The organism is Sphingobium sp. FW305-3-2-15-F-TSA7, from assembly GCF_058787155.1.
The window spans coordinates 1-22,428 of the sequence record NZ_JBYSZM010000035.1 but is presented as its reverse complement, the minus strand read 5'-3'; the positions used below and the strand labels follow the sequence as shown (position 1 = coordinate 22,428).

Sequence of the window (22,428 nt, the reverse complement as noted above, 5' to 3'; positions counted from 1 at the left end):
AATCGCCCACTCGGGTCAGGATATGCGCGAAGTTCGGCTTGCACCGACATTGAATCCTTGAAAGAAGTTGCTTGGTGCCTGACATGAGTAACACTGTATGAGAGGCACGAACGAATCGATTCCGTAACGAGGCGCTAACCAGTTGACGCAGCAAGCATCTAGGCGATGAGCGAGGGCGGACCGGAGCCGATCGGCAGCCTGACCGAGCGGCAGAAGGAGATTCTTCGTCTCGTGGGTGAGGGCTACACCTCCAAGGAGATCGCGCGTCATCTCGGGCTGTCGTTCCGCACCGTCGACACGCATATCCTGCGGATGGCGAAGCTGCTGAACGCGTCCAGCCGCGCCGAGGCGGCACGCATGCTGGCCGACTATGAGACTAAGCATAAAATACGTACGTATCCGGAACGGCTTCCCAACACGCAGAAATCCGGTTTCTCTGACCCCGTCACGTCACAGGGATGGCGAGGGGTCATAAACAGGCTCTTTGCCCTCCCGCCACTGGGAGGGCGTCCGAATGACCTTCGTTGGGATCAGAAATCGATCCACATATTGCGGGTTGCGACGATGTCGCTTGCCGTTGTGACCGGTCTGGCACTGGCCATAGCGGGCGTGATGAAGACGTTTAGCTAACACCATTCCCCATCAATCAAATCATCGGCGCCCGCGCGGCGCAGAAGGGAAAATCATGCTCACGATCCAGCCGGGCGCCGCAGGCGCCGTTGCCGCCGACACCAAGCGGGCCGTCACCGCGATCGACGCCGCATTGCTGTGTGACACGCAGCTGATGGTGACCATCATCGAGGCGCTGCAGGAGTCCGATCTGCCGATCAAGCGCAGCCAGGATCTGCTGCAGTCGGTGACCACGGGCATCAACCATGTCGTCGCCGGCCGCGCCGCGATGGTCGGAACGATCGCCAAGCTTGCCGCGATCAAGAACCAGTCCAACATTGCGCCGGTCAGTTACGGCTGCCCCGCCGGCCTGGGGGGAGGGTTCATGGAATCGCGGACCATCGAAACCGCGAGTGCCGAAACCGTTCCCGCCTGATCGTTTCGCATTCGATATATTTCCGTATCCGATCGATCTGGTGTTGACCGTTCAATGAGCAGTCCTAGAGCCTTTCCCGCCAGGGCGGAATCGTCCTGGCGGGAAAGAAAGGCTCCAGACCTGATATCTGGAGCGCTTCCCGGCCGAAAAACCGGTTCCCGCTTTTTCGGGAAGCGCTCCAGGCGGTCAGCATCATGATGATCATTCTTCTCTTTTGGTTCCTCGCGCTGATCTGCTGCTTCTATGCGGCCGTGGCCGGGGGCAGGGACGGCAAATGGGCTACCGCGATCATCATTCTCGCCTCGATTCTGACGGTGCCGGCTACGTTTCTGGCACATTGGGGGCAAACCCAGATTCCCGTGATGGTCGTGGACACAGCGGTCCTGATCGCGATGTACGTGCTCGCGCTGCGGAGTCGCGCCTATTGGCCGATCTGGATGACGGCATTTCAACTGGTGTCGGTGACGACGCACTTCGCGACTCTCGTATCGCCTTCCTTCACCCCCGCAATCTATCAGGCGATGGAGAGCCTGTGGGCGATCCCAGGATTGCTGACCATGGTGGTCGGGATTTCGCTGGATCGCGGCCATATGGAACAGAGGCAGAGGATGCCGGGCTAAGCAGCCTGGTCGCGCAGTTGCAGAGCGTATCGGCCAAGCTCGCCCAATTCACCGAAGTGTCGCGCAACGAGGCGATCTTCCGCGCGCGCACGCATCTGGATGCCCGTCGCGCCCGCGCGCGTTTCCTGCCCGTCGATCTGTTCGGTGAACCGGCCTGGGATCTGCTGCTCGACCTTTTCATCGCCGGTGAGGAGGGCAAACCGATCAGCATCACCTCTGCGTGCATCGCGTCCGGCGTTCCGTCGACGACGGCGTTGCGATGGATCGGCGTGCTCGACGAGCGTGGCCTGATCTCACGCGATCCGGATCCGGAAGATGGCCGCCGCATCTACGTTTCCCTGACCGAAGCAGCGCGGGCCGCGATGCTTCACTGGCTCGAAGTCGTCGGTCATTGATCGGGGCGCGACCGCGTGATGCAGAGCATTCCACGTCGTCATGCAGCGCCGGCGCGTGAGACGCGCCGGCGGCAACCATCCGGGCACCGGCCATGTACCGGGCTACCGGTGCGCGATGCGATGACATCGGGCGAAATCGGAAAGGGGGCGGCACGGATCGGCCCGAGCGATCTGGCCGAGATGCCGGTCGGTGCGCCGATGCGCGACGAATTGCTGAAGCGGTGGGCCTATGTCCTGCTGGAACAGCATGGCGCGGAAACGGCGGCCTATATCCAGGAGCGCAGGCAGGCCCGCGCGCTGCAGGCCGATCCGATGGGCGTCGGCGACTGGACCGATGTCGGCGCGATCGTCTGCGAATTGATGGGGCTGGAAACGCTGCCGGGCGACGGCAGCGACATGGCGGCCGTCGGTCGATCCCCGACGGCCGATGCGCCTTTGCCGGTCATCGACGATGATAGGATGCCGCCTGCATCGCGTGAATGGGCCTTCTGGCTGATCCTGTTCGTGCTCGCTGGCGGAATTCTCATGCTGCTGCTGGTCGCACGCCACATCTGATTGCGTCTTCTCGACACCTGGTTCCCGGCCGGCCTTTACCGCGGTCGATCGCCGGGATTTGGCGCTTGCGCGCGAGCGCGGTGATCGCGACAAGGCGGCTTCGTCACGGAGCGGCTTGCGGCGTCGAGGCTGGTCGCTCTCCACATATATGCGCGACAATGGAGTGGGATGTTCGATGAAGACACTTGCTGATCAACGGCATCTTTTCGATATCCCGCGCGAGATAACCTATTTCAATTGCGCTTATATGTCGCCGCTGCTGAATGATGTGGTGGCCGCGGGCACGGCCGGGCTGGCATCCAAGGCCAGGCCCTGGGAGATCACGCCGGCGTCGTTTTTCGGCGATTCCGAGGAAGCGCGGCGGCTGTTCTCGGTGATGATCGGTGCGCGCGCGGACGATGTAGCGCTGGTGCCGGCCGCCAGCTATGGGCTCGCTGTCGCCACGGCCAACCTGCCGGTTGCGGCTGACCAGACCATCGTCATGCAGGCCGAGGAATTCCCGGCAAGCGTGCTTGCCTGGCGCAGCGTGGCGCGACGCACCGGTGCGCGGATCGTGACGGTGGAACGACCGGAGGATGGCGACTGGACCGCGGCCATTTGCGAGGCGATCGACGATCGCACCGCCGTGGTCTGCATCGGCCAGACGCATTGGGTCTGTGGCGGCCTCACCGATCTGGTGACGGTGTCGCGGCGCTGCAAACAGGTCGGCGCGGCGCTGGTCATCGATGGCACGCAATCCTGTGGCGCGCATCGGTTCGACGTCACCGCGATCGATCCGGACTATCTGGTCGCCGCCGGATATAAATGGCTGCTCTCGCCTTACTCGACCGGCTTTCTCTACGTCGCGCCGCGCCATCACGGCGGCGTTCCGCTCGAACAGGGCTGGGTGGTGCGTCAGCGCGCCGAGGATTTCCGCAACCTGATCGACTACAGTGAGGAATTCCAGGACGGCGCGCGCCGTTTCGATGTCGGCGAACGGTCCAACATGGCGCTGATCCCTGCGGTCAACGCGGCACTGCGCCAGCTTCTCGACTGGGAGGTCGAACGAATCGAGGCGACGCTGGGCGCGGTGACCTCGAAGATCGCCGATGCCATGCGCGACATCGGGGCGATCGTGGTTCCCGATGCGCATCGATCGCCGCATTATCTCTCGCTGCGATTCCGGCAGGGCCTGCCCGACGATATGGTCGCGAGGCTGTCGGCCGATGGCGTCCATGCCAGCATGCGCGGCGACCGGCTGCGCGTCACGCCGCATCTGTACAATGACGACGCCGATATCGAACGGCTGATCGCGTCGGTGCACCTGGCCGTGGCAAAGGGCTGACAGGCGGGCTTCGAACCGGCGCTTGCAGGAGCGGCGTCGCGCCGCCGTCCGGATCTCAGTCGGCTCGGCCGAATGCGAAGGCGATGGCGCGGCTGACCGACGGCTGCTGCACGCTGCCATGATCCTCGTCGGCGAAAACGACGTCCTGGACGGGAAGCGGCTTGCCCGCGCGCCGGATCGTGCGCAGGCGCCGCGCCATTTCGCGCATATTGTCGACCATCTTCGCAGGGGCGGCGACCCCGTCCTGTTCCTTTTCGCCCATGGCCAACAGGATCCGTGGCGGGGGCAGGCCCTGTTCGATGCGGCGCGCGAATGCCGCCTGTTCGTCCCACAGCACCGGCGCCGCCCAGATCGAGGGGCTGGCGGAGATGAAGCTGTCATGGCGTTTGGGGCGGGTGAACAGCGAGTGGTCGACTCATGTCGCGTTGCGATTCGCTTGTGATCCTGTCGGCATGAATCGGTCGGCCGTCCCCGGGAGCCCCTAACGGGGAAATTCTGATGCAGATTTTATTGGTGAGCCCTGCTGGATTCGAACCAGCGACCTACTGATTAAAAGTCAGTTGCTCTACCGACTGAGCTAAGGGCCCGGCGCAAGCGCCATGCGCCCAACTAGGGGGCGTCTGGCGAACGGTCAACCGGCCTTGTTCGCCGCAATCGTGCGGCAAGGTGGCGGATCGCAAGATTGGTCAGCGGGTCGACCCAGTCGGGCGCGATCCACTCGAGCGGAAAGAGCGCGAAGTCGCGACAACGGAACTCGCGATGGGGGATGGAAAGTTCAGGAGACGCCCAGAGCCCGCCGGTCCAGAGCAGGATATCGAGATCGAGCACGCGCGCGCCCCAGCGGCGCCCGCAGCGCCGTCCGAAAGCCCGTTCGATCGCCTTCAGTCGCCTGAGCAGCGCCTGGGGCTCGTCATCGGTTTCGATCAGCGCGGCGGCGTTGGCGAAGCGGCGTCCGCCCGGGCCGAGCGGCGGCGTCGGCAGGATGGGGGAGGTCGCGACGATCTCCAGCCCGGCGTCCGCCATTGCGGCGAGCGCGGCGACGATGACGCGTTCGGGCGCGCCATGACGTCCATGGCGCCGGTTCGAACCCAGCGCCACGGCATAGAGGCTGCGATCGCCCGCCAGGGTCAGACGGTCTTCAGATAATCGAGATAGATGCCGTCGGGTGGACCGTCGAGCACGGCGCCCACCGGTGCGAAGGCATCCTTGGGCAGGTGGTTGCGCGCATTCTTGTGCGCTTCCACCGATTCCCATTTCTCGATGAAGACGAAGCGGCGCTCGTTGCCGAGATCGCGCAGCAATTCGACGCCCTCGCTGCCCGGGACCGCGCGGACCGCGTCGGCAAGTGCGGCGAGCGCGGTTTCCAGCGTCGCGTCATGCCCTTCGGCGGCGTGCATGATATAATGTCTGGCGATCGTCATTTGCGTCTCCCCTTCAGATATCCTGGACGATCCGGCCGTAAAGTTCGGGCCGGCGGTCGCGAAAGAAACCGAAACCTGCACGATGCGTGCGCACCTTGTCGAGATCGACGGTCGCGACGAGTACGCCCGTTTCCGCCGCGCCGAAATCGGCCAGGAAATCGCCGCGCTCGTCGGCGATGAAGCTGTGGCCGTAGAAATCCATCTCGCCTTCGGTGCCGATACGGTTGGCGGCGATCACGGGCACGACGTTCGATACGGCATGGCCCTGCATCGCACGGCGCCACATCCGGCTGGTATCGAGATCGTCGTCATAGGGCTCGGTGCCGATCGCGGTGGGGTAGAACAGCAGTTCCGCGCCCATCAGCATCATCGCGCGCGCGGTTTCGGGATACCATTGGTCCCAGCAGACACCGACGCCGATCGTGCCGTAGCGCGTCTTCCACACCTTGAAGCCGGTATTGCCGGGGCGGAAATAATATTTCTCCTCATAGCCCGGACCATCGGGGATATGGCTCTTGCGATAGATGCCCATGATCTCCCCGGCATCGTCGATCATCGCCAGGCTGTTGTAGTGATGCGGGCCGTCGGCTTCGAAGAAGCTGGTGGGGATATAGACCTTCAGCTCCGCGGCCAGCGTGCGCATCGCCACCACCGCGGGGTGCTCCGCGGTCGGCCGGGCGCGGGCGAACAGCGCTTCGTCCTCGACCTGGCAGAAATAATGGCCTTCGAACAATTCGGGGGGAAGGATGATCTTCGCGCCCCGGTCTGCCGCGTCGCGGACGAGATCCGAGACGGCGGCGATGTTCGCATCGATGTCGTCGCTCAGCGCAAGCTGGAGCGCGGCGACTGTGATCTCGGTCATTCTGGCACCTGCTGGCTGATGCAATGGAAGCTGCCCCCGCCGACCAAGATATGGTCCGCGCGCAATCCCACAACCCGGCGGCTGGGAAACAATGCCTGGATCGCGGCGATGGCGGCATCGTCATTGTCGGCACCGTAGATGGGCACGACCACCGCGGCATTGCCGATGTAGAAATTCATATAGCTGGCCGGGACGATCTCTCCGTCGCGATGGACAAGGCCGGGAGAGGGCAGGGCGACCGTCTCGATCCCCATCGCCGCCGCGCGGGCGCGGACATCGGCGTAGATGGCGGCATTGGGATCGTCGGGGCCGGCGGATTCAGGAACCGCCAGCCGGTTGACGCCGACAAAACGCGCGAGATTGTCGACATGGCCGTCGGTATGGTCGTTGAGCAGTCCGTCGCCCAGCCAGAGCATGCGATCCAGCCCCAGATCGATGGCGAGCCGCGTCTCGATCGTCGCGCGATCCATGTCCGGATTGCGGTTGGGGTTGAGCAGGCATTGTTCGGTGGTCACGGCCAGGCCGGTGCCGTCGATATCGATCGCGCCGCCTTCGAACACCCAGTGGCAGCGCGTGGCGGACAGGCCGATGGTTGCGGCGAGGCGCTCGCCGATATCCTCGTCGCCCGGCATTTCATATTTGCCGCCCCAACCGTTGAAGCCGAAGTCGCGCGCCTGACGCGCCGCGCCCGTGCCGACGATGATCGGTCCGGTGTCGCGCAGCCAGATGTCGCCGAAGCGATGTTGTTCGACGACGACCCCCGGCGAGACGAGCGCGCGGGCGGCATCGGCGGACGCCGCATCGGCCGCGACGAGGTGAACCGCCTCGCCCGCGCCATCGGCGTGGACGGCGTCGGCAAAGGCGGCGACCTCTGCGCGTGCGGCGTCGAGTACGCCGGGCCATTCCACCTCATGGCTGGGGAAACCGATCCAGACGCGCGTATGCGGCGCCCATTCGGGAAGCATGCGAAGGGTCACTGTCGATTGTCCTTGGGTGGCGAAGGCGACCCGTGCCTAGCGAAGCGCACGGGCGCCTGTAAAGCGCGTCGCGCGCACTTGGGTCCGTTATGGGGCTTTTGCGGGTTGAAACTTGGGGAACTTTGCTGACAGCTGGGGCCGAAGTGTCACGAGTGAGGGGGTATTTGGATGCGCAGGGGGTATTTGGCGGCGCTGGCCGTGGCGACGCTACCGGTGTCGGCCGGGTGGGCGCAGACCGACAATGCGACGTTGTTCGGAACGCGCGAAAACATCCAGGGTATCGCGCTGTCGCCGAACGGAGACAGGCTGGCAGTCATTCAGCCTGCGCCGGTCGGCCAGGGGGCCGTGCTGTTCGTCGTCGACCTCACCACCGGCAACCCCGTGCGCGTGACCAGCATCGACGGCGATCCCGAGCGGCTGGACTGGTGCCGATGGGTGTCCAACGATCGGCTGCTCTGCTCGATCTTCATGATGTCGGAGGTCGAAGCCACGCTGGTGCCTGTTGCCCGCATGGTCGCTTTCAACGCCGATGGCAGCGAAGCGAAGATGGTCAGCACGCGGACGAGCGATTACGCGCTCGGCTATGATCTGTCAGGCGGCAGCGTTCTCGATTGGCTTCCCGAGGAGAATGGCGCGATCCTGAAGAGCCGGCGCTACATCCCCGAACAGGAGACCGGCCGGCGGGTCGCCAGTACGGCGGACGGCGTCGGCGTCGAGCGGATCGATACGCTGACGCTCAAGACCCGAGCCGTCGAAAGTCCGAAGCGCGATGCGGTGGAATATATCTCCGACGGTCATGGCCGGATCCGCATCATGGGTGTCCAGCCGCCCCAGGGGGCGACCGGCTATGCCGGCCGATCGATCATCTATCGATATCGCGCCAAGGATTCGGACGATTGGAAGCCGTTGTCCAAGGTGGATGTGAATCGCGGCGATGCGTTCGATCCCTATGCCGTCGATCGCGATCTCAATGTCACCTATGGATTTGAGCGGGTCGACGGACGCCGTTCATTGTACAGCGTCTCGCTCGACGATGCGATGACGAAGAAGCTGGTCTTCGCGCATCCCGAAGTGGATGTGAGCGGGCTCGTGCGCATCGGTCGGCGCAATCGCGTGGTGGGGGTATCCTATGCGACCGAGCGACGGCACGTGGAATTCTTCGATCCGGAGTTGAAGCGCCTGCAGACTTCGCTGGCCAAGGCGATTCCTGGACTGCCTCTGATCTATTTCGCCGATTCCAGCGTGGATGAGGGCAAGTTGCTGCTCTGGGCAGGCAGCGACATCAATCCCGGCCGCTATTATCTGTTCGACAAGAAGACGCGGCAATTGGCCGAAGCCCTGCCGGTGCGGCCGCAGCTCGAAAAGACCAAGCTCTCGCCGGTGAAGCCGGTCAGCTACAAGGCCGCGGACGGCACGATGGTGCCGGGCTATCTGACATTGCCGCCGGACGGTGCGGGCAAGAATCTGCCGGCGATCGTGATGCCGCATGGCGGACCCAGTTCGCGTGACGAATGGGGGTTCGACTGGCTGGCGCAATTCTTCGCGGCGCAAGGCTTTGCGGTGCTCCAGCCCAATTTCCGTGGATCGTCCGGCTATGGCGATGCCTGGTACCAGAAGAACGGCTTCAGATCCTGGCGGACCGCGATCGGCGACGTCAATGACGGCGCACGGTGGCTCGCAACGGAGGGGATCGCCGATCCCGCCAAGCTCGCGATCTTCGGCTGGTCCTATGGCGGCTATGCCGCGCTCCAGGCTGCGGCGACCGAACCCGATCTCTACAAGGCATCGATCGCGGTCGCCCCGGTCACCGATCTCGACGCGTTGAAGAGCGATGCGCGAAATTATACCAACTTCCTGGCCGTCGCCGAATTCATCGGCAGCGGGCCGCATATCCGCGAAGGATCGCCGGCGCAGAATGCCGCGAACATCAAGGCGCCCGTGTTGATGTTCCACGGCGACAAGGACCTCAACGTCGCCATCCGCCAGTCCCGCCTGATGGCGGATCGACTGCGCGATGCGGGCAAGTCGCCGACGCTCGTGGTGTATCCGAAGCTCGATCACCAGCTCGACGATTCGGCGGCGCGCATCGACATGCTCAGGAAAAGCGATGCCTTTCTGCGCACCGCAATGGGGCTTCCGCCCAAATAGGGCCGAAATGAAAAGGGCGGCCCCGCAGGGCCGCCCTTTTCATTGTCTGTCGGTATGGACCGGATCAGCGCGAGTAGAACTCGACGACCAGATTGGGTTCCATCTTCACCGGATAAGGCACTTCGTCGAGCGCGGGAACGCGCGTGAAGGTGACCTTGGCCGCGCCGTCGGGCGCCACATAGTCGGGGATGTCGCGCTCGGACAGGCTCTGCGCTTCGAGCACCAGCGCCATTTCCTGCGCCTTCTTGCCCAAAGTGATCTCGTCACCCGGACGGATCAGGCGCGACGCGATGTTGCAGCGGACGCCGTTCACGAAAACGTGGCCATGGCTGACGAGCTGACGCGACGAGAAGATCGTCGGTGCGAACTTGGCGCGATAGACCACCGCGTCCAGCCGGCGCTCGAGCAGGCCGATCAGGTTCTGACCGGTGTCGCCCTTCATGCGCGACGCTTCGATATAGGCCTTTTTGAACTGCTTCTCGGTGACTTCGCCGTAATAGCCCTTCAGCTTCTGCTTCGCGCGCAGCTGGATGCCGAAGTCCGACATCTTGCCCTTGCGGCGCTGACCGTGCTGGCCGGGGCCGTATTCGCGGCGGTTGACCGGGCTCTTCGGACGACCCCAGATGTTCTCGCCCATCCGGCGGTCGAGCTTGTACTTGGCGCTGTTGCGCTTCGACATGATAGTTCCTTCAATTGCTACAACGTGGTCCGCCGAAGCGGATTTTTTCCGGTATGTCGCTCTGCTTGGGATTCGGAAGAAATCCGGCAGGGCCACCGCTTCACCGGAGTGCGGGGCCAATTGCGAAGGCGCGGCCTATGGCGGAACTGTCCCCCAGCGTCAAGATGGTGTGTCAAGATGGACAGCGCCGGCGCTCACGCTAATAGGAGCGCCATGACCGATACACGCATTCCCGCCGAAGACACCACCACCATGGCAGAAGTCCGCGCGGGCGTGGATTCGATCGATCGCGCGCTGTCCGTGCTGATCGGCGAGCGCTTTCGTTTCATGGACGCCGCCGCCCGCATCAAGCCCGATCGCGATCTGGTGCGTGACGAGGCGCGCAAGGCACAGGTGATCGAAAATGCGCGCGCCAATGCCGTTGCCAACGGTTTTTCGCCCGACGCCGCCGCCGCATTCTGGGAACTGCTGGTCGAGACGTCGATCGCCTACGAGCTGGTGAAATTCGATCAGCGCTGACGCGGATTGGTCAGGCTCGACAGCACCCCGCGCAGCGTCCGCACTTCCTGGCTGTTCCAGCCGGGCTTGGTGAGCAATGTGCGCAATGTGCGCTTCGTTGCGGGAATGCGGTCCGGCGGGAAGAAATAGCCGGCAGGCTCCAGCATGGCTTCCAACTGTCCGATCATCCCGTCGAGCTCGAACTGCGATGCTGGCGGATCGAGCTCGACCTTGGGGGGAGATGCAAGCGCCTCGCCCTTGGACCATTCATAAGCGACCAGGATCACCGCCTGGGCGAGATTGAGTGATCCGAATTCGGGATTGATCGGCACCGTCAGGATCGCGCGCGCGATCGCGACATCGTCGGTTTCCAGCCCCGAGCGTTCCGGGCCGAACAGGATCGCGGAGCGGCCGGACGCCTGACGCATTTCGAGAGCCGCCATTTCGGGCGTGACGACGGGTTTGGTGACGCCGCGCTTGCGCACCGTGGTGGCATAGACATTCTGGCAATCGGCGACGGCGTCCGCGACGCTTTCGAAGACCTGTGCCCGTTCCAGCACGATATCGGCGCCCGAGGCGGCGGGGCCGGCGGAGGGGTTGGGCCAGCCGTCACGCGGCGTGACCAGCCGCATCTCGGCAAGCCCGAAATTGAGCATGGCGCGCGCGGCCTTGCCGATATTCTCGCCGAGCTGGGGACGGACGAGGACGATGACGGGGGAGGGAGTGGAGACGGACATGTCGCCCCCGGTACCCGTTTTTCCCGAGCGAAGTCGAGGGACTAGGCCGAGCGAAGCCGAGGCTCTTTCCGTCCGCTCGGATGGTGGGACGGCCAATTGCTTCAAACGATCCCAATTCTCGGCGATCAGCGCTTCCTTCTTCGCACGTGACCAGCTTTTGACCCTGGTCTCGGCAGCTTGTGCTTCCGCGCGGGTCTGGAAATTCTCGCACCAGACCAGTTCGAGAGGGCCGCGCTCATAGGTATATCCGTGGATCGCACCCGATTGATGCTCGGCAATGCGCCGATCCAGATCATCGGTGTGGCCGGTATAATAGCTGCGATCGGCGCAGTGGAGAATATATGTCCAGAAACTCATCTGGAGGCATTAGGGCCTCGGCTTCGCTCGGCCTAGTCCCTCGACTTCGCTCGGGAAGGGCGGAAATTGGGGCTACCGCAGGAAAATAGCCTAATCTCCCCCCATATCCTTCACATTGCCCGCGAAATCCTCGAAATCCTTCGCTTCCGCGAAATCCTTGTAGACGCTCGCGAAGCGGATGTACGCGACGCTGTCGAGCGCCTTGAGGCCGTCCATCACCATCTCGCCGACGCGTTTCGCGGCGATCTCGCTTTCGCCGCTGGTCTCGATCTGGCGTTGTATCGCCGACACCAGCCGCTCCACGCGGATCGGCTCGATCGGCCGTTTGCGGCAGGCGATGGCGACCGAACGCTCCAGCTTCTCGCGTGCAAACGGCTCGCGGCGGCCATCGCCCTTGACGATGGTCAACTCACGAAGCTGGATGCGCTCGAACGTGGTGAAGCGCGCGCCGCAGCCCTCGCACTGGCGACGCCGGCGGATAGCCGCCCCGTCCTCGGTCGGGCGGCTATCCTTGACCTGGCTGTCGTCGTGGCCGCAGAACGGGCACTTCAAGGATCATGCCTCCGGATAGATCGGGAAACGCTCGCACAGCGTGCGGACGCGTTCGCGGACATTGGCCTCGATCTGGCCGTCGCCGGCTTCGCCGTTCTTGCGCAGCCCTTCGAGCACGTCGGCGACCATATTGCCGATCTCGCGGAATTCGGCAGGACCGAAGCCGCGCGTCGTGCCGGCCGGGCTGCCGACGCGGATGCCGCTGGTCTTGACCGGGGGCAGCGGATCGTTGGGGATACCGTTCTTGTTGCAGGTGATGGCCGATCGCTCCAGCGCCTCGTCGGCATCCCGGCCGGTCACGCCGAGCGGGGTGAGGTCGACCAGTGCGAGATGCGTGTCGGTGCCGCCGGAGACGAGGTTCGCGCCGCGCTCCTTGAGCGTGGCGGCCAGCACCTTGGCATTCTCGACCACGGCCTTGGAATAGCTCTTGAACTCGGGTTGCAGCGCTTCGCCGAAGGCGACGGCCTTGGCCGCGATGACGTGCATCAGCGGGCCGCCCTGCAGGCCCGGGAAGACCGCCGAGTTGATCTTCTTCGCGATCGCCTCGTCATCGGTCAGCACCATGCCGCCGCGCGGGCCGCGCAGCGTCTTGTGCGTGGTGGTGGTGACGACATGGGCGTGGCCGAACGGGGTGGGGTGGACACCACCGGCGACGAGCCCCGCGAAATGCGCCATGTCGACCATGAACAGCGCGCCGACTTCATCGGCGATCGCACGGAAGCGCGCGAAATCGATATGGCGCGGATAAGCCGAACCGCCGGTGATGATGATCGTCGGGCGATGCTCCTTGGCCAGTGCCTCGACCTGGTCGAAATCGATCAGGTGATCGTCCGGGCGCACGCCATATTGCACGGCATTGAACCATTTGCCCGACATGGCGGCGCGGGCGCCATGCGTCAGGTGGCCGCCGGCGTCGAGGCTGAGGCCCATGATCGTGTCACCGGGTTTGGCCAGCGCCAGCATGACCGCGCCATTGGCCTGCGCGCCCGAATGCGGCTGGACGTTGGCGAAGCCGCAGCCGAAGATCTGCTTGGCGCGATCGATCGCGATCTGCTCGACCTCGTCGGAGGGGGCACAGCCCTGATAATAGCGCTTGCCCGGATAGCCTTCGGCATATTTGTTGGTGAAGACCGAGCCTTGCGCTTCGAGCACCGCCTTGGAAACGATATTCTCGGATGCGATCAGCTCGATCTGGTTCTGCTCGCGTGACAGCTCGTGACGGACGCCGGCGAAGATCGCGGGATCGGCCTGGGCCAGGCCGCGCGTGAAGAAGCCGTCGGGCTGGACGTCGTTCAGCGAAGCGGGATTCGTGCTCATGCGGGCTCCTTTGCCGGGTGTGTCAGTTTCTCGACGCGGCGCGCATGGCGGCCGCCCTCGAAACTGGTTGAAAGAAATTCGGAAAGACAGGCCTTGGCCATATCGATGCCGGTCAGCCGGGCGCCCATCGCGATGACGTTCGCGTCGTTATGTTCGCGGGCCAGGCGGGCGGAGAGGCTGTCGGACACGCGCGCGCAGCGGCAGGCCGGGTTGCGGTTGACCGCGATCGAGATGCCGATGCCGGATCCGCAGAGCGCGACGCCGAAATCGGCCTTGCCCTGCGCAATCGCGTCGGCAAGCTTGTAGCCATAATCGGGATAGTCGACGCTGGCGCCGTCATTGGGGCCGAGATCGGTCACCTCATGACCCTGTCCACGCGCCCAGTCGGCGAGCGCGGATTTGAGGTCGATAGCGGCATGATCGGATGCGAAGGCAAGGCGCATGGCGGCGCTCCTACGGAACAAAACGAGTCGATGGGGCGCTCTCTAGAAGAGCCGGCCGCTGAACGCCACCAGCGATTGGGTGGACATTGCAACTCTGTTACGGCCAATATCCGCCGATCATCGTTTTCGAAAGGACATGCCGATGCGCATTGCGCCCCTTCTTTTCGCCGGAGTGCTGCTCCTGTCCGCGTGCGGCAAGCAGCCGGCACAGGGCAATGCCGCGGCCGGGGCCGACAATGGCCTGGCGATGGAGATCGAGGAAGTGCCGGCGAATGAAGGCCCCAGCACCGGCGCGACCGATCTGCCGATGGATGAGGCGGGGGCCGCGACCGATGGCTGGGTCGGCAAATGGACGGGGCCGGAAGGGCTGGTGCTCGATATCGCCAAGACGGCGACCGCCGGTCGCTATGACGTGAAAGTGACGCTGCTCGATGGTTCCGGCAGCTATGCCGGTATCGCCGATGGCGGCGTGATCCGTTTCGACCGCGCGGGCACGCAGGAAACGATCCGCAAGGCAACCGGCGATGAAACCGGGCTGAAATGGCTGGCGGGCAAACAGAATTGCCTGGTCATCAAGCAGGGCGAAGGATTCTGCCGGGACTGACCCCGATCCGGACACGCATCACGGCGTAAAGGTGCATATCCTGGCGTATCGGACTGAGGGTTTGGAACCACCTCCACCCGAGGAGGTTCTGTCCGAACAGATGCCATTCGCCAGGAGCAGACCATGGACCTCGCAATGCAACCCGCCCCGACCAGCCCCGTCCTTTCGCGGATCGAGGTCGGGCCGCCAGCGTCCGGACGGTCCAGCTTTGCGCAATTCGCCGCCAGGGCAGTGAACAGGCAGGCCGGCCGCCTGGCGGGCACGTTGACGGGTATTGCAGATTCGATCGACGCATCGGTGGCGCGCGGCGATCCGCAGATTGGCGAAACGTTGAAGGGCTATGCCGTATCGGCATCGGATGGATTGAGGATTCTCGCCCGGCGCACCGGCGATCAGGATGCTGCGGATCTGATAAGCGGACTCGGCCGCGCGGCAGTTCGCCATCCCGTTGTGACCACGGGGGTCGGTGCGATGGTGGGCGCTGCGTTCGGTGTTGCGCTGGTGATGCTGGGGCGTTCCGCAAACCCGCCTGTATCGGACGGCGCGACGGGCTAACCCCCAGTCAGTCGCGGGATTTGCGCGCGGCAGCGACCGCGCCGTCCATGAGGTTTCCGATGGCGAACAGGCGGTGACGCTCCGCCATGACGATATGGGAGTGAGCGACCCTGGGATCCTTGGCGGCGCTTGCCAGGGCTCGCTCCTCCACTTCGCGGCGGAGATGATAGTCGCGACGGCTTTCCTGGACCTTCGTCATGGACCGAGAGTCCGCCATCCTTCCTTTACGAAAGCATAAAGATCGGATTTGGACGTAAATCGCCGAGCCCGGATCGGGACATTGGGGATTTTCGATCATCGCGTCTCCGCTCCGATGCCATCCAGCCGCTGGCGCGACACGCGATGGCGCGCTATTCGCCAGCGCGATGCTCACCCAAATCGACCTCTGGATCGGCAAGACGCTTTTCGTGCCGCCGATCGTCAAGCTGTGCCAGATCACCCGTCAGAGTCAGTTCGCGGTTTCTCGCCTGTTCTGGTTCGTCGCGGCGCTCGATGGATTCTATCGTGCCGAAACGATGTTCGGATCGGTGCTGTTCGGTGCGCTCAGCATCTTCATGATGCTGACGGCGTCGTTGCGCGCCGACATGCCGACATCGAGCTCGATGGTGTTCCGGATGATCGCGTTGGCGTTCCTGATCATCGATCTGATCGGGGGCGCTGCGACGGGCGAATGGCTGGGGACCGAATTCTGGGTGTTCGTGCTGATCGCCGAATATGCCGCGACCATCCGTACGGTTCCGCCGCGAGAGGTAAGGAAGGGCGCAGCTGCGAAGGCTACCAAGTTACGCGGCGGCTAGGCTTCGGCCTGGAATATTACACAATCACAAAGCTGTATTGGGCTAGGCCGCGGTAGGGATCTCGATCGCGAACAAGGTTGCGCCATCATAGCGCGGCGTCGCCGCATCGAACTCGGCAAATGGCTCGAACGAGCCCCCGTCAAGCGCAATTTCGGTCAGCCCGGTAAGCTTGAACGTCCCGAGCTTGGCCTCGCGCGGCGGCTGGCCGTCGCGCTCCAGCGTGACGGCGTCGATGTGCAGCTCGCCGTGACGCGTGTAGAGGATATGCGGCGCGAGCCTGACGGTGCCGCGATTGTAGCGAGCGATCACGCTCTTTCTCAGAGCGATCGCTTCCAGCAGTATTTTGCTTGGCATCTGACCAGCATGGACAAGCGCGCCCGTGGTTTCAAGGGTTTTGTGCGTTGCAGCAGAAAAAAATGGGCGCGAGAATCGCTCCCGAAGATCTGGATTTGCAATAACGGTGTTGGGGACCACGGTAAAAGCGGGACGGCCATCACTGCCGTACGGCGATGCTCGCGGGCGCCTTGTCCCTCGTGATCGCCGGTACCGGCGCCGCCTGCCTGCGGGCGTGCAGGTGGCGGGCTATCTGGAGCGCGATCTGCCCGTGGTCATGGCATAGCCGCGTCGATTTGGTTCGGGGATGTGCTTCACAGAAACACGGCGCCGCAAAGCAGCGCCGTAGGTGGGACTTCAGTTTTTCCCCCTTTTAAGCCCTGCCGTCAGGCAGCGCTTGGCGATACGATGTGACGAATATCGGCCGGGCGCAAGGTCGTGACGCCGGCGATCTGATCCATTTTGGATGATGTCCGAAGTCGGCCGGCTTGGACAACGCGACCGTTGATCGTCATGCCAGCAGCCCCTGCGCCTTGAAGCTGACATAGCCGGCGCGCGCGATCACCAGATGGTCGAGCAGCGCCACGCCCAGTGGCGCACCGGCCTGGCGCAGGTCGTCCGTCGTGCGGATATCGGTCAGGCTGGGCTTGGGGTCGCCGGATGGGTGATTGTGGACCAGGATCAGCGAGACCGCGCCGAGATCGAGCGCGCGCCGCATCACTTCACGCGGATAGACGGGCGCGGTGTCGACGCAGCCACGCCACATCACCTCGTCGCGGATCAGCCGGTTTCCGGTGTTGAGAAACAGGATCCTGATCTGCTCGACGGGCTCATGCGCGAGCACTGCGGTCAAATAATCGACGACCGCCGCGGAACTGGAGAGGATCGGCTGGGTGAAGGCATCCGCCTTCAGTGCATGGATCATCGCTTCCCGCAGCAGTGCGACATGGCCGGCGACCGCGTCATTCTCCGTCGTGCTCAACAGCGCCGACCGGTCGGCGGCAAGCACCGCGGAGAGCGACCCGAACGCGGCGATCAGTCGGTCGGCCGTCTCTGCGGAGGTTTCGCCGACGACAGTCGCCAGGATCCGATCCAGGAGCTGTCGACCCCGGTCTCGCTCCGCCGCCTGTGATGCCGCCAGGTCCCCAGCGCAAGCAGTGCAAGCTGCGGATAGGCAAGCTTCCCGCTCGCCACGGCATAGGTCCACGCCACCAGCGTCGGATCGAATGCCTTCACGCCATGAACCGCGACGATGATCGTCTGAAGGCTCGCTACCCATATCGGCCAATATCTGTTTGCCGTGCTCGCAAGTGCGGTAAGGCCGATCAGCATTGCCGTGTCGATGAGGAGCACCGTCATCTCGACATTCTGATAGGCACTTTCCGGCTGCGCCCAGAGCGCGACATAGGTTGCCGGCCCCGCGCACAGGAAGATTGCGGCGACGATCCGTTCGGGCATGCCGCCGCGCCATAGGGCGTAGCCGCAGCACAGGACCAGGAGGCTGTTGAACAGCACGATATGCGACATCCCTTGACCCGACCAGTTTCCGCCGGCCCGGTCAAGGGTGTGATGCAGTCGCTATGGTCAGCCGCCGCCTTGCCCAAGGCCGGGCTTCGGACCTTCATCGCCCCATGAGACGATGGGCAGGCCGGCCGCTTCGCGAACCTTGTCGAGATGGCGATGCGCGGCGACGGCATGGCGTCGCGTCGCGATCGCCGCGTTCATCGCCTCACCCATCGAGTCGAGCGCATGCTGTCCGACGACCGCCGGGAAATTGGCGTCGGCGCGGGCTCGGGGAAGGGCGGCTGTCAAATCGGCGCCGGCCGTGACCACCTGGTCGATCAGGCGCTCGAACCGGACGAGTCCTTCGGCCACTTTCATCGCGGCGGAAAGCTGCTTGTTGGGTGCTTGAGTCATGAAGCGTCTCCTGCGCGCAATCGCATTGCGCGGCATTGGATTGTCTGGAAATTTCAGCGAATGACCCGAACGATGGCCTGTGCCAGTTCGAGCAAGGTCCTCAGACCGATGGCGAGCATTCCGAACGCCATTGCGAAGGCCAGGGGAAGCGCAAGCATCCAGCCCAGCCGCTGCTTCACCGTCAGGTCATTGATCGTCCCCCGTCCCATGCGGATCGGCAGACGGTAGGAGCCACTGGGGCGGTCGAACCCAACCTGGAAAGGTTGGCGGTCCTCCCGCATCATGTTTCGCTCCGGCTGTTCCGTCTCGACCCGTTCGTTGATTGACGGGTGGAAACTGTCGGATATTGCGACGCGATCAATGTCGATTGGTTCGGATACGAGCCGTTCGTATGTCACGCCTTCATGCTCGGCGAGCAGCCGGGCGGCCTCGAAGCGCGTACCGGCGCCCAATGTACGGATCGCCCGTTCGAGCCTTTTGTCGACGGTGTGGTGCGATATGCCCAGTTCGAGCGCGATTTCCTTGGAGTTGCGGCGAGACAGTACCTTGCGCAGGCATATGCGCTGCGGCTCGGTCAATCTGTCGAAGTCCCGCTCCATTCTGGACGGTTACCATTGCTTAACCTGCAATGGCGAGTCGGCATCTGGAACGCCGCGTAATGTGACGCCCATCAGGTCCAGCGTTTGCGTTGACTCAATGGCCCGGTCCCGGTTGCCGCGTCGACCATGTCGGAGCGATCGCGACCACAATCGCCGATCTTTGCCGCGCGAAAAAAGGCCAGGCTCTGACCGGCAAGTCCCTTGATGCGTAATCGATCGGCGCTTTTCATCGGGGCACAAACGCAGCCGATGCTCAAAAGTTTCTCTTAATGGATTTCGCGGACGAAAGTCTGTCTCCGCCATCGACTGCCTGGAGGAGCCGATATTAAATCGTGCGGACAAGCCGAACGGCTATGGCGATCCAGCCGGGGTCGGCAATCACCTGCTGCCGCGCGCCGGCACCGAGCGGCAGGATATGGAGCCGGCCATCGTCGCGTCCGATCAAACGTCCGAACAGGAAGCGGCCGGCAGGGCGGGGGGCGAGTATGTCGCGATTGAGTGCGGTGCCGAACGCGTCGGGCGCCAGCTTTTCGCACCAGATTTCATCACCGGCGCGATAATCACCGATTCCGGCTTCGACGATCACGGCGACATGATCGGTGGAGGCGGTGGGTGGTGCGACGCTGGTTTCATGGCGTGGGGCGTGAACGCCGTCCGGGCCCAGCACCGCCGCAACCGTCAGGTCGCTGCGCTCCGGGAGCCGAACCAGGTCGGATGCGGTAACGCCGAGCGCGGCGGCGATGCGATTGAGCCAGGCAACGGAGACCGTGCGTGTGCCCGTTTCAAGCCGTCCGATGGTCTGTGCCGTCGTCGGAGGAACGCAGCGCGCCGCCACGTCGGCGAGCGTCAACCTCTTCGCGCGTCGAACTTCGCGAATTGCGGTGATCATCAGTTCCACCCGACCATAGGGTCCGGACCCTAACCGTTCCGGTTTCTTTTCTTCTACAATATTGCTCTCGTAGCAAGGGTTTTTGGTTTCATCGCGTGTCGAGCGTTGCGTTTCGCATCGCCACAGTACGAACCGTTTCGGCGAACATGCGGCCGCCATCGGGCGCCTGATCGAGAAACAGCTGCGGCTCGATCAGTTCGATCTCCATCAACGCATGACCCCCTATGCCGTCGCCGACAAGATCCACTCGCGCATAGAGGAGCGGGGCGTCGATCAGCGCGAGCGCGGTCGTGGCGGTTGCGAGCGCGGTGGCGGGCGGAGCGACCGCGATGTCGCGGCCACCATATTGTGTCTGGACGCGGAAATCCCCCGCACGGGGGCGCTTGACCACCGCGTGGCTGTAGCGGCCGGCGAACCAGAACAGCGAATATTCGCCTTCGTCCGCAATGCTGGACTGCATCGGCTGGAAGAGCATCCGGTGCCCCGCTACCGCTTCGGGCAGATCCTCACCGGGCAGGATCCGGACGATTCCGCGCGCGCTCGCCGAGATCGCGGGTTTGGCGATGATCTCGACATTGCCGAAGCGCGACCGGGCCAGATCGAGATCGGCGGGTGTCGCACGATCGGTCTGCAGCGAGGGAACGATATGGGCGCCGTGGCCGGCGAGCGAGATCAGATAGGATTTGTCATGATTCCAGCGCAGGATGTCCGGCGGATTGGCAAGGTGGACGTCATTGCCTTCCCAACTGTCGACCGCCTCGCACCAGTGCTCGGGCGCATCGTGATAACCCCAGGCCAGCAACGGCATGACCAGATGGTAGCGTGATAGCTGCGCCGCGGCTCCACCCTCGTCTGTCCATGGCACGAAGTCGGGCGCGATTCCCGCCAGGGCAAGCGCCCCGGTGAGGATCCGGGCCTGAGTCGGCCACATCGGCGCATAGTCGCGATGGCCGGAATCGGGCGAAAGGATGCAGATGCGGAGCATGGCGGCATGATAGCCGGGACCGCCAGTGCGCGGAACGCAGGCGTTGCGTTGCAGTTTGCAACGCAGAATGGCACGATCGCGGATCTTGATCACGAACAGGAGTCCGCTCCCATGATTCTCTACGGTGCATCCTTGTCGCCTTTCGTCCGCAAGGTTCTCGCCTATGCGGCCGAAAAGGGTATCGCGCTCGAACTGAAGCCCGGCGGCATGGGGCAGGGCGGCGAAGAATTCGAAGAGGCGAGCCCGTTTCGCAAAATGCCCGCGTTGCGCGACCCCGCATCGGAATCAGGGGCGGACGACGATTTCACCATTTGCGATTCGAGCGCGATCATCGCTTATCTCGAGGCCAAATATCCCGAACCCAATCTGATCCCGATCGCGCCCAGGGCACGGGCCCGGACCATCTGGTATGACGAGTTCGGCGATACGATCGTCATGGGGTGCGGCGGCAAGATGTTCTTCAACCGCGTGGTGCTGCCGCGCTTTCTGGGGCGGCCCGGCGATCTTGCCGTTGCCGATGCGGCCGAGCGCGACGAACTGCCGCCGATCCTCGATTATCTCGAACGGACGATTCCGGAGTCGGGATTCCTGGTCGAGGACCGGTTGACGCTTGCCGACCTGGCGGTCGCGAGCCCGTTCGCGAATATGGAGCATATCGATGTCCGGCCTGATCCGGCGGTATATCCGCGCACGGCCGCCTATCTCGACGCGATCCTGTCGCGGCCCAGCTTCGCGCATTGGGTCGGGCGGGAACGATCCTACCTCATACGCGATCCAGTCGCATCCTGAGTTCCGATATAGTGGCCAGTGGCCCCGCCGGATTTCCCGGGCGGGGTAGGGGCACTGTCACCACATAGGCTAATCCCGCATGGACTTTGTCCCGATCTGGCAACGAACCGGTCCGGGCAGGTTTCCTGTGTGGAGCGCAGAGCGGATCAGTTGCTGCATTGCGCCAATTTATTTCAACTTCAGCGGCAATATGCTGGAACCTTCCAAGCTTTCCATGGTTTTGCGCGTGTCCGATGCGGGGGATGTGCGGCTTTTTGGCCACACCTAACCCAATTGTTTCGCTTGCGTGGAAACATGGCATTGGGTAGTGAGTTTTTGCTGTCCTAAGTGACAAACAAGAAAGGGGAATACCTATGCGGAAAGTCGCCATGGCGATGGCACTTGCCTCCACGGCCCTCGCATCGCCGGCTCTCGCCCGCGACGATGCTTGGTACATCGGAGTTGAGGGCGGCGCGATGATTGTCGAAGATCTCGATCTCGACATCGGCGCCAAGAAAGATGCCGCTCGGGTTGATCATGACTATGGTTATGACTTCGATGCGATCATCGGTTATGATTTCGGCGGCTTCCGCGTTGAAGCCGAGGTCGGCTACAAGAGCGCAAGCGTCGATGGTTACACGTCGAGCGTTCCGACCCCGTTCGGTCCGGGAAGCGCGGCTTCGCCGTCGGGCACCTATGACTATGCCGGCGGCAAGACGACCGCTCTGAGCTTCATGGTCAACGGCATGCTCGATTTCGGCGAAGATGACGGCCTGCAGGGCTTCATCGGTGCCGGTGCGGGTGTCGCTCGCGTGAAGGCTGACAACTATTCGATCAATTCGACTGGTCCTGGCTTCCTGAATGACTCGGATACGGGCTTTGCCTGGCAGGCGATCGCGGGCGTTCGCGCTCCGCTGACCGACAATATCGACGTTGGCCTGAAGTATCGCTTCTTCAACGTCAACAATGTCGATCTGGTCGATCGTCTGGGCCGTGACGTGCAGACGCGCTTCCGCTCGCACAGCCTTCTCGGCTCGGTGATCTTCAACTT

General features: G+C 63.6%; 32 protein-coding genes and 1 tRNA gene. 13 read left to right on the top strand and 20 right to left on the bottom strand.

Annotation, left to right across the window (positions count from 1 at the left end):
* The first annotated feature begins 165 nt into the window (after positions 1-165).
* The 6 genes from AC3WN8_RS23710 to AC3WN8_RS23685 all read left to right on the top strand — a co-directional run bounded on the left by AC3WN8_RS23710 (position 166) and on the right by AC3WN8_RS23685 (position 3,939).
* Entirely contained in the window at positions 166-630 is a 465-nt protein-coding gene (locus AC3WN8_RS23710) for a helix-turn-helix domain-containing protein (RefSeq protein WP_492671964.1), read from the top strand.
* A 55-nt stretch (positions 631-685) separates the two neighbouring features.
* A complete protein-coding gene (locus tag AC3WN8_RS23705) occupies positions 686-1,045 on the top strand; it encodes a hypothetical protein (RefSeq protein WP_492671963.1) in 360 nt (119 codons plus the stop codon).
* Between the two features lie 194 nt (positions 1,046-1,239).
* Positions 1,240-1,665, top strand: a complete 426-nt coding sequence (locus AC3WN8_RS23700; RefSeq protein WP_492671962.1) for a hypothetical protein — start codon at positions 1,240-1,242, stop codon at positions 1,663-1,665.
* 17 nt (positions 1,666-1,682) lie between these two features.
* Positions 1,683-2,060 (top strand): winged helix DNA-binding protein, encoded by a 378-nt coding sequence (locus AC3WN8_RS23695; protein WP_492671961.1) that lies wholly within the window; start codon positions 1,683-1,685, stop codon positions 2,058-2,060.
* 120 nt (positions 2,061-2,180) lie between these two features.
* On the top strand, positions 2,181-2,615 hold the full coding sequence (locus AC3WN8_RS23690) for a hypothetical protein (RefSeq protein WP_492671960.1): 435 nt from the start codon (positions 2,181-2,183) through the stop codon (positions 2,613-2,615).
* 175 nt (positions 2,616-2,790) lie between these two features.
* Positions 2,791-3,939, top strand: a complete 1,149-nt coding sequence (locus AC3WN8_RS23685) for an aminotransferase class V-fold PLP-dependent enzyme (RefSeq protein ID WP_492671959.1) — start codon at positions 2,791-2,793, stop codon at positions 3,937-3,939.
* A 55-nt stretch (positions 3,940-3,994) separates the two neighbouring features.
* On the opposite strand, the gene AC3WN8_RS23680 is transcribed toward AC3WN8_RS23685, so the two are convergent.
* From AC3WN8_RS23680 to AC3WN8_RS23655, 6 genes are all read right to left on the bottom strand, one after another.
* On the bottom strand, positions 3,995-4,276 hold the full coding sequence (locus tag AC3WN8_RS23680) for a hypothetical protein (RefSeq protein WP_492671958.1): 282 nt from the start codon (positions 4,274-4,276) through the stop codon (positions 3,995-3,997).
* 174 nt (positions 4,277-4,450) lie between these two features.
* Positions 4,451-4,526 (bottom strand) — tRNA-Lys (locus AC3WN8_RS23675).
* A 22-nt stretch (positions 4,527-4,548) separates the two neighbouring features.
* Positions 4,549-5,037, bottom strand: coding sequence for a 2-amino-4-hydroxy-6-hydroxymethyldihydropteridine diphosphokinase (gene folK / locus AC3WN8_RS23670; RefSeq protein ID WP_492671957.1), 489 nt, complete (start codon positions 5,035-5,037; stop codon positions 4,549-4,551).
* 29 nt (positions 5,038-5,066) lie between these two features.
* Entirely contained in the window at positions 5,067-5,360 is a 294-nt protein-coding gene (locus AC3WN8_RS23665) for a putative quinol monooxygenase (protein WP_492671956.1), read from the bottom strand.
* A gap of 13 nt (positions 5,361-5,373) precedes the next feature.
* The gene (gene aguB, locus AC3WN8_RS23660) at positions 5,374-6,222 is read right to left on the bottom strand and encodes an N-carbamoylputrescine amidase (protein WP_492671955.1); all 849 of its coding nucleotides are present in this window, start codon (positions 6,220-6,222) and stop codon (positions 5,374-5,376) included.
* A complete protein-coding gene (locus tag AC3WN8_RS23655) occupies positions 6,219-7,199 on the bottom strand; it encodes an agmatine deiminase family protein (protein ID WP_492671954.1) in 981 nt (326 codons plus the stop codon). Before AC3WN8_RS23655 ends, aguB begins: the two co-directional genes overlap by 4 nt.
* A gap of 168 nt (positions 7,200-7,367) precedes the next feature.
* Here AC3WN8_RS23655 and AC3WN8_RS23650 point away from each other — a divergent pair, with 168 nt between their 5' ends.
* A complete protein-coding gene (locus AC3WN8_RS23650) occupies positions 7,368-9,347 on the top strand; it encodes an alpha/beta hydrolase family protein (protein ID WP_492671953.1) in 1,980 nt (659 codons plus the stop codon).
* A gap of 64 nt (positions 9,348-9,411) precedes the next feature.
* On the opposite strand, the gene rpsD is transcribed toward AC3WN8_RS23650, so the two are convergent.
* Entirely contained in the window at positions 9,412-10,026 is a 615-nt protein-coding gene (gene rpsD / locus AC3WN8_RS23645; RefSeq protein ID WP_492671952.1) for a 30S ribosomal protein S4, read from the bottom strand.
* A gap of 213 nt (positions 10,027-10,239) precedes the next feature.
* Between rpsD and AC3WN8_RS23640 the strand changes: the two genes are divergently transcribed.
* Positions 10,240-10,545, top strand: a complete 306-nt coding sequence (locus tag AC3WN8_RS23640; RefSeq protein ID WP_492671951.1) for a chorismate mutase — start codon at positions 10,240-10,242, stop codon at positions 10,543-10,545.
* Here AC3WN8_RS23640 and AC3WN8_RS23635 read toward each other — a convergent pair.
* The 4 genes from AC3WN8_RS23635 to rpiB form a co-directional block, all read right to left on the bottom strand.
* Positions 10,536-11,618: a TrmH family RNA methyltransferase gene (locus AC3WN8_RS23635; RefSeq protein ID WP_492671950.1), complete on the bottom strand. Its 1,083-nt coding sequence runs from the start codon at positions 11,616-11,618 to the stop codon at positions 10,536-10,538. The two genes, AC3WN8_RS23640 and AC3WN8_RS23635, sit on opposite strands and share 10 nt — an antisense overlap.
* A 90-nt stretch (positions 11,619-11,708) precedes the next feature.
* Positions 11,709-12,170, bottom strand: a complete 462-nt coding sequence (gene nrdR / locus AC3WN8_RS23630) for a transcriptional regulator NrdR (RefSeq protein ID WP_492671949.1) — start codon at positions 12,168-12,170, stop codon at positions 11,709-11,711.
* 3 nt (positions 12,171-12,173) lie between these two features.
* Positions 12,174-13,487: a serine hydroxymethyltransferase gene (glyA, locus tag AC3WN8_RS23625; protein WP_492671948.1), complete on the bottom strand. Its 1,314-nt coding sequence runs from the start codon at positions 13,485-13,487 to the stop codon at positions 12,174-12,176.
* The gene (rpiB, locus tag AC3WN8_RS23620) at positions 13,484-13,930 is read right to left on the bottom strand and encodes a ribose 5-phosphate isomerase B (RefSeq protein ID WP_492671947.1); all 447 of its coding nucleotides are present in this window, start codon (positions 13,928-13,930) and stop codon (positions 13,484-13,486) included. The genes glyA and rpiB overlap by 4 nt, the downstream gene beginning before the upstream one ends.
* 142 nt (positions 13,931-14,072) lie before the next feature.
* Between rpiB and AC3WN8_RS23615 the strand changes: the two genes are divergently transcribed.
* A complete protein-coding gene (locus AC3WN8_RS23615; protein ID WP_492671946.1) occupies positions 14,073-14,534 on the top strand; it encodes a hypothetical protein in 462 nt (153 codons plus the stop codon).
* A gap of 123 nt (positions 14,535-14,657) precedes the next feature.
* Positions 14,658-15,089 (top strand): hypothetical protein, encoded by a 432-nt coding sequence (locus AC3WN8_RS23610; protein ID WP_492671945.1) that lies wholly within the window; start codon positions 14,658-14,660, stop codon positions 15,087-15,089.
* Between the two features lie 7 nt (positions 15,090-15,096).
* Here AC3WN8_RS23610 and AC3WN8_RS23605 read toward each other — a convergent pair whose 3' ends face one another.
* Entirely contained in the window at positions 15,097-15,387 is a 291-nt protein-coding gene (locus AC3WN8_RS23605; protein ID WP_492671944.1) for a hypothetical protein, read from the bottom strand.
* A gap of 67 nt (positions 15,388-15,454) precedes the next feature.
* Between AC3WN8_RS23605 and AC3WN8_RS23600 the strand changes: the two genes are divergently transcribed.
* Positions 15,455-15,886, top strand: coding sequence for a hypothetical protein (locus tag AC3WN8_RS23600; RefSeq protein WP_492671943.1), 432 nt, complete (start codon positions 15,455-15,457; stop codon positions 15,884-15,886).
* Between the two features lie 42 nt (positions 15,887-15,928).
* Here the strand turns inward: AC3WN8_RS23600 and AC3WN8_RS23595 are convergent, their stop codons facing one another.
* The 8 genes from AC3WN8_RS23595 to AC3WN8_RS23560 all read right to left on the bottom strand — a co-directional run bounded on the left by AC3WN8_RS23595 (position 15,929) and on the right by AC3WN8_RS23560 (position 20,702).
* Complete coding sequence (locus tag AC3WN8_RS23595) at positions 15,929-16,360, bottom strand: hypothetical protein (protein WP_492671942.1); 432 nt, start codon at positions 16,358-16,360, stop codon at positions 15,929-15,931.
* A gap of 370 nt (positions 16,361-16,730) precedes the next feature.
* On the bottom strand, positions 16,731-17,303 hold the full coding sequence (locus AC3WN8_RS23590) for a JAB domain-containing protein (RefSeq protein WP_492672015.1): 573 nt from the start codon (positions 17,301-17,303) through the stop codon (positions 16,731-16,733).
* Complete coding sequence (locus AC3WN8_RS23585; RefSeq protein WP_492671941.1) at positions 17,255-17,746, bottom strand: hypothetical protein; 492 nt, start codon at positions 17,744-17,746, stop codon at positions 17,255-17,257. Before AC3WN8_RS23585 ends, AC3WN8_RS23590 begins: the two co-directional genes overlap by 49 nt.
* Positions 17,747-17,803: 57 nt before the next feature.
* Positions 17,804-18,136 (bottom strand): hypothetical protein, encoded by a 333-nt coding sequence (locus tag AC3WN8_RS23580; protein WP_492671940.1) that lies wholly within the window; start codon positions 18,134-18,136, stop codon positions 17,804-17,806.
* A 53-nt stretch (positions 18,137-18,189) separates the two neighbouring features.
* Positions 18,190-18,714, bottom strand: coding sequence for a hypothetical protein (locus AC3WN8_RS23575; protein ID WP_492671939.1), 525 nt, complete (start codon positions 18,712-18,714; stop codon positions 18,190-18,192).
* Positions 18,715-18,806: 92 nt separating this feature from the next.
* Entirely contained in the window at positions 18,807-18,992 is a 186-nt protein-coding gene (locus tag AC3WN8_RS23570; protein ID WP_492671938.1) for a hypothetical protein, read from the bottom strand.
* Positions 18,993-19,060: 68 nt separating this feature from the next.
* The gene (locus AC3WN8_RS23565; protein ID WP_492671937.1) at positions 19,061-19,624 is read right to left on the bottom strand and encodes a helix-turn-helix domain-containing protein; all 564 of its coding nucleotides are present in this window, start codon (positions 19,622-19,624) and stop codon (positions 19,061-19,063) included.
* Between the two features lie 88 nt (positions 19,625-19,712).
* Positions 19,713-20,702, bottom strand: a complete 990-nt coding sequence (locus tag AC3WN8_RS23560) for an ATP-grasp domain-containing protein (RefSeq protein ID WP_492671936.1) — start codon at positions 20,700-20,702, stop codon at positions 19,713-19,715.
* Positions 20,703-20,720: 18 nt separating this feature from the next.
* Here AC3WN8_RS23560 and AC3WN8_RS23555 point away from each other — a divergent pair, with 18 nt between their 5' ends.
* Together AC3WN8_RS23555 and AC3WN8_RS23550 are read left to right on the top strand one after the other, a co-directional pair.
* Complete coding sequence (locus AC3WN8_RS23555; protein WP_492671935.1) at positions 20,721-21,398, top strand: glutathione S-transferase family protein; 678 nt, start codon at positions 20,721-20,723, stop codon at positions 21,396-21,398.
* Positions 21,399-21,751: 353 nt separating this feature from the next.
* On the top strand, positions 21,752-22,428 hold a 677-nt coding region (locus AC3WN8_RS23550; RefSeq protein WP_492671934.1), incomplete at its 3' end, for an outer membrane protein.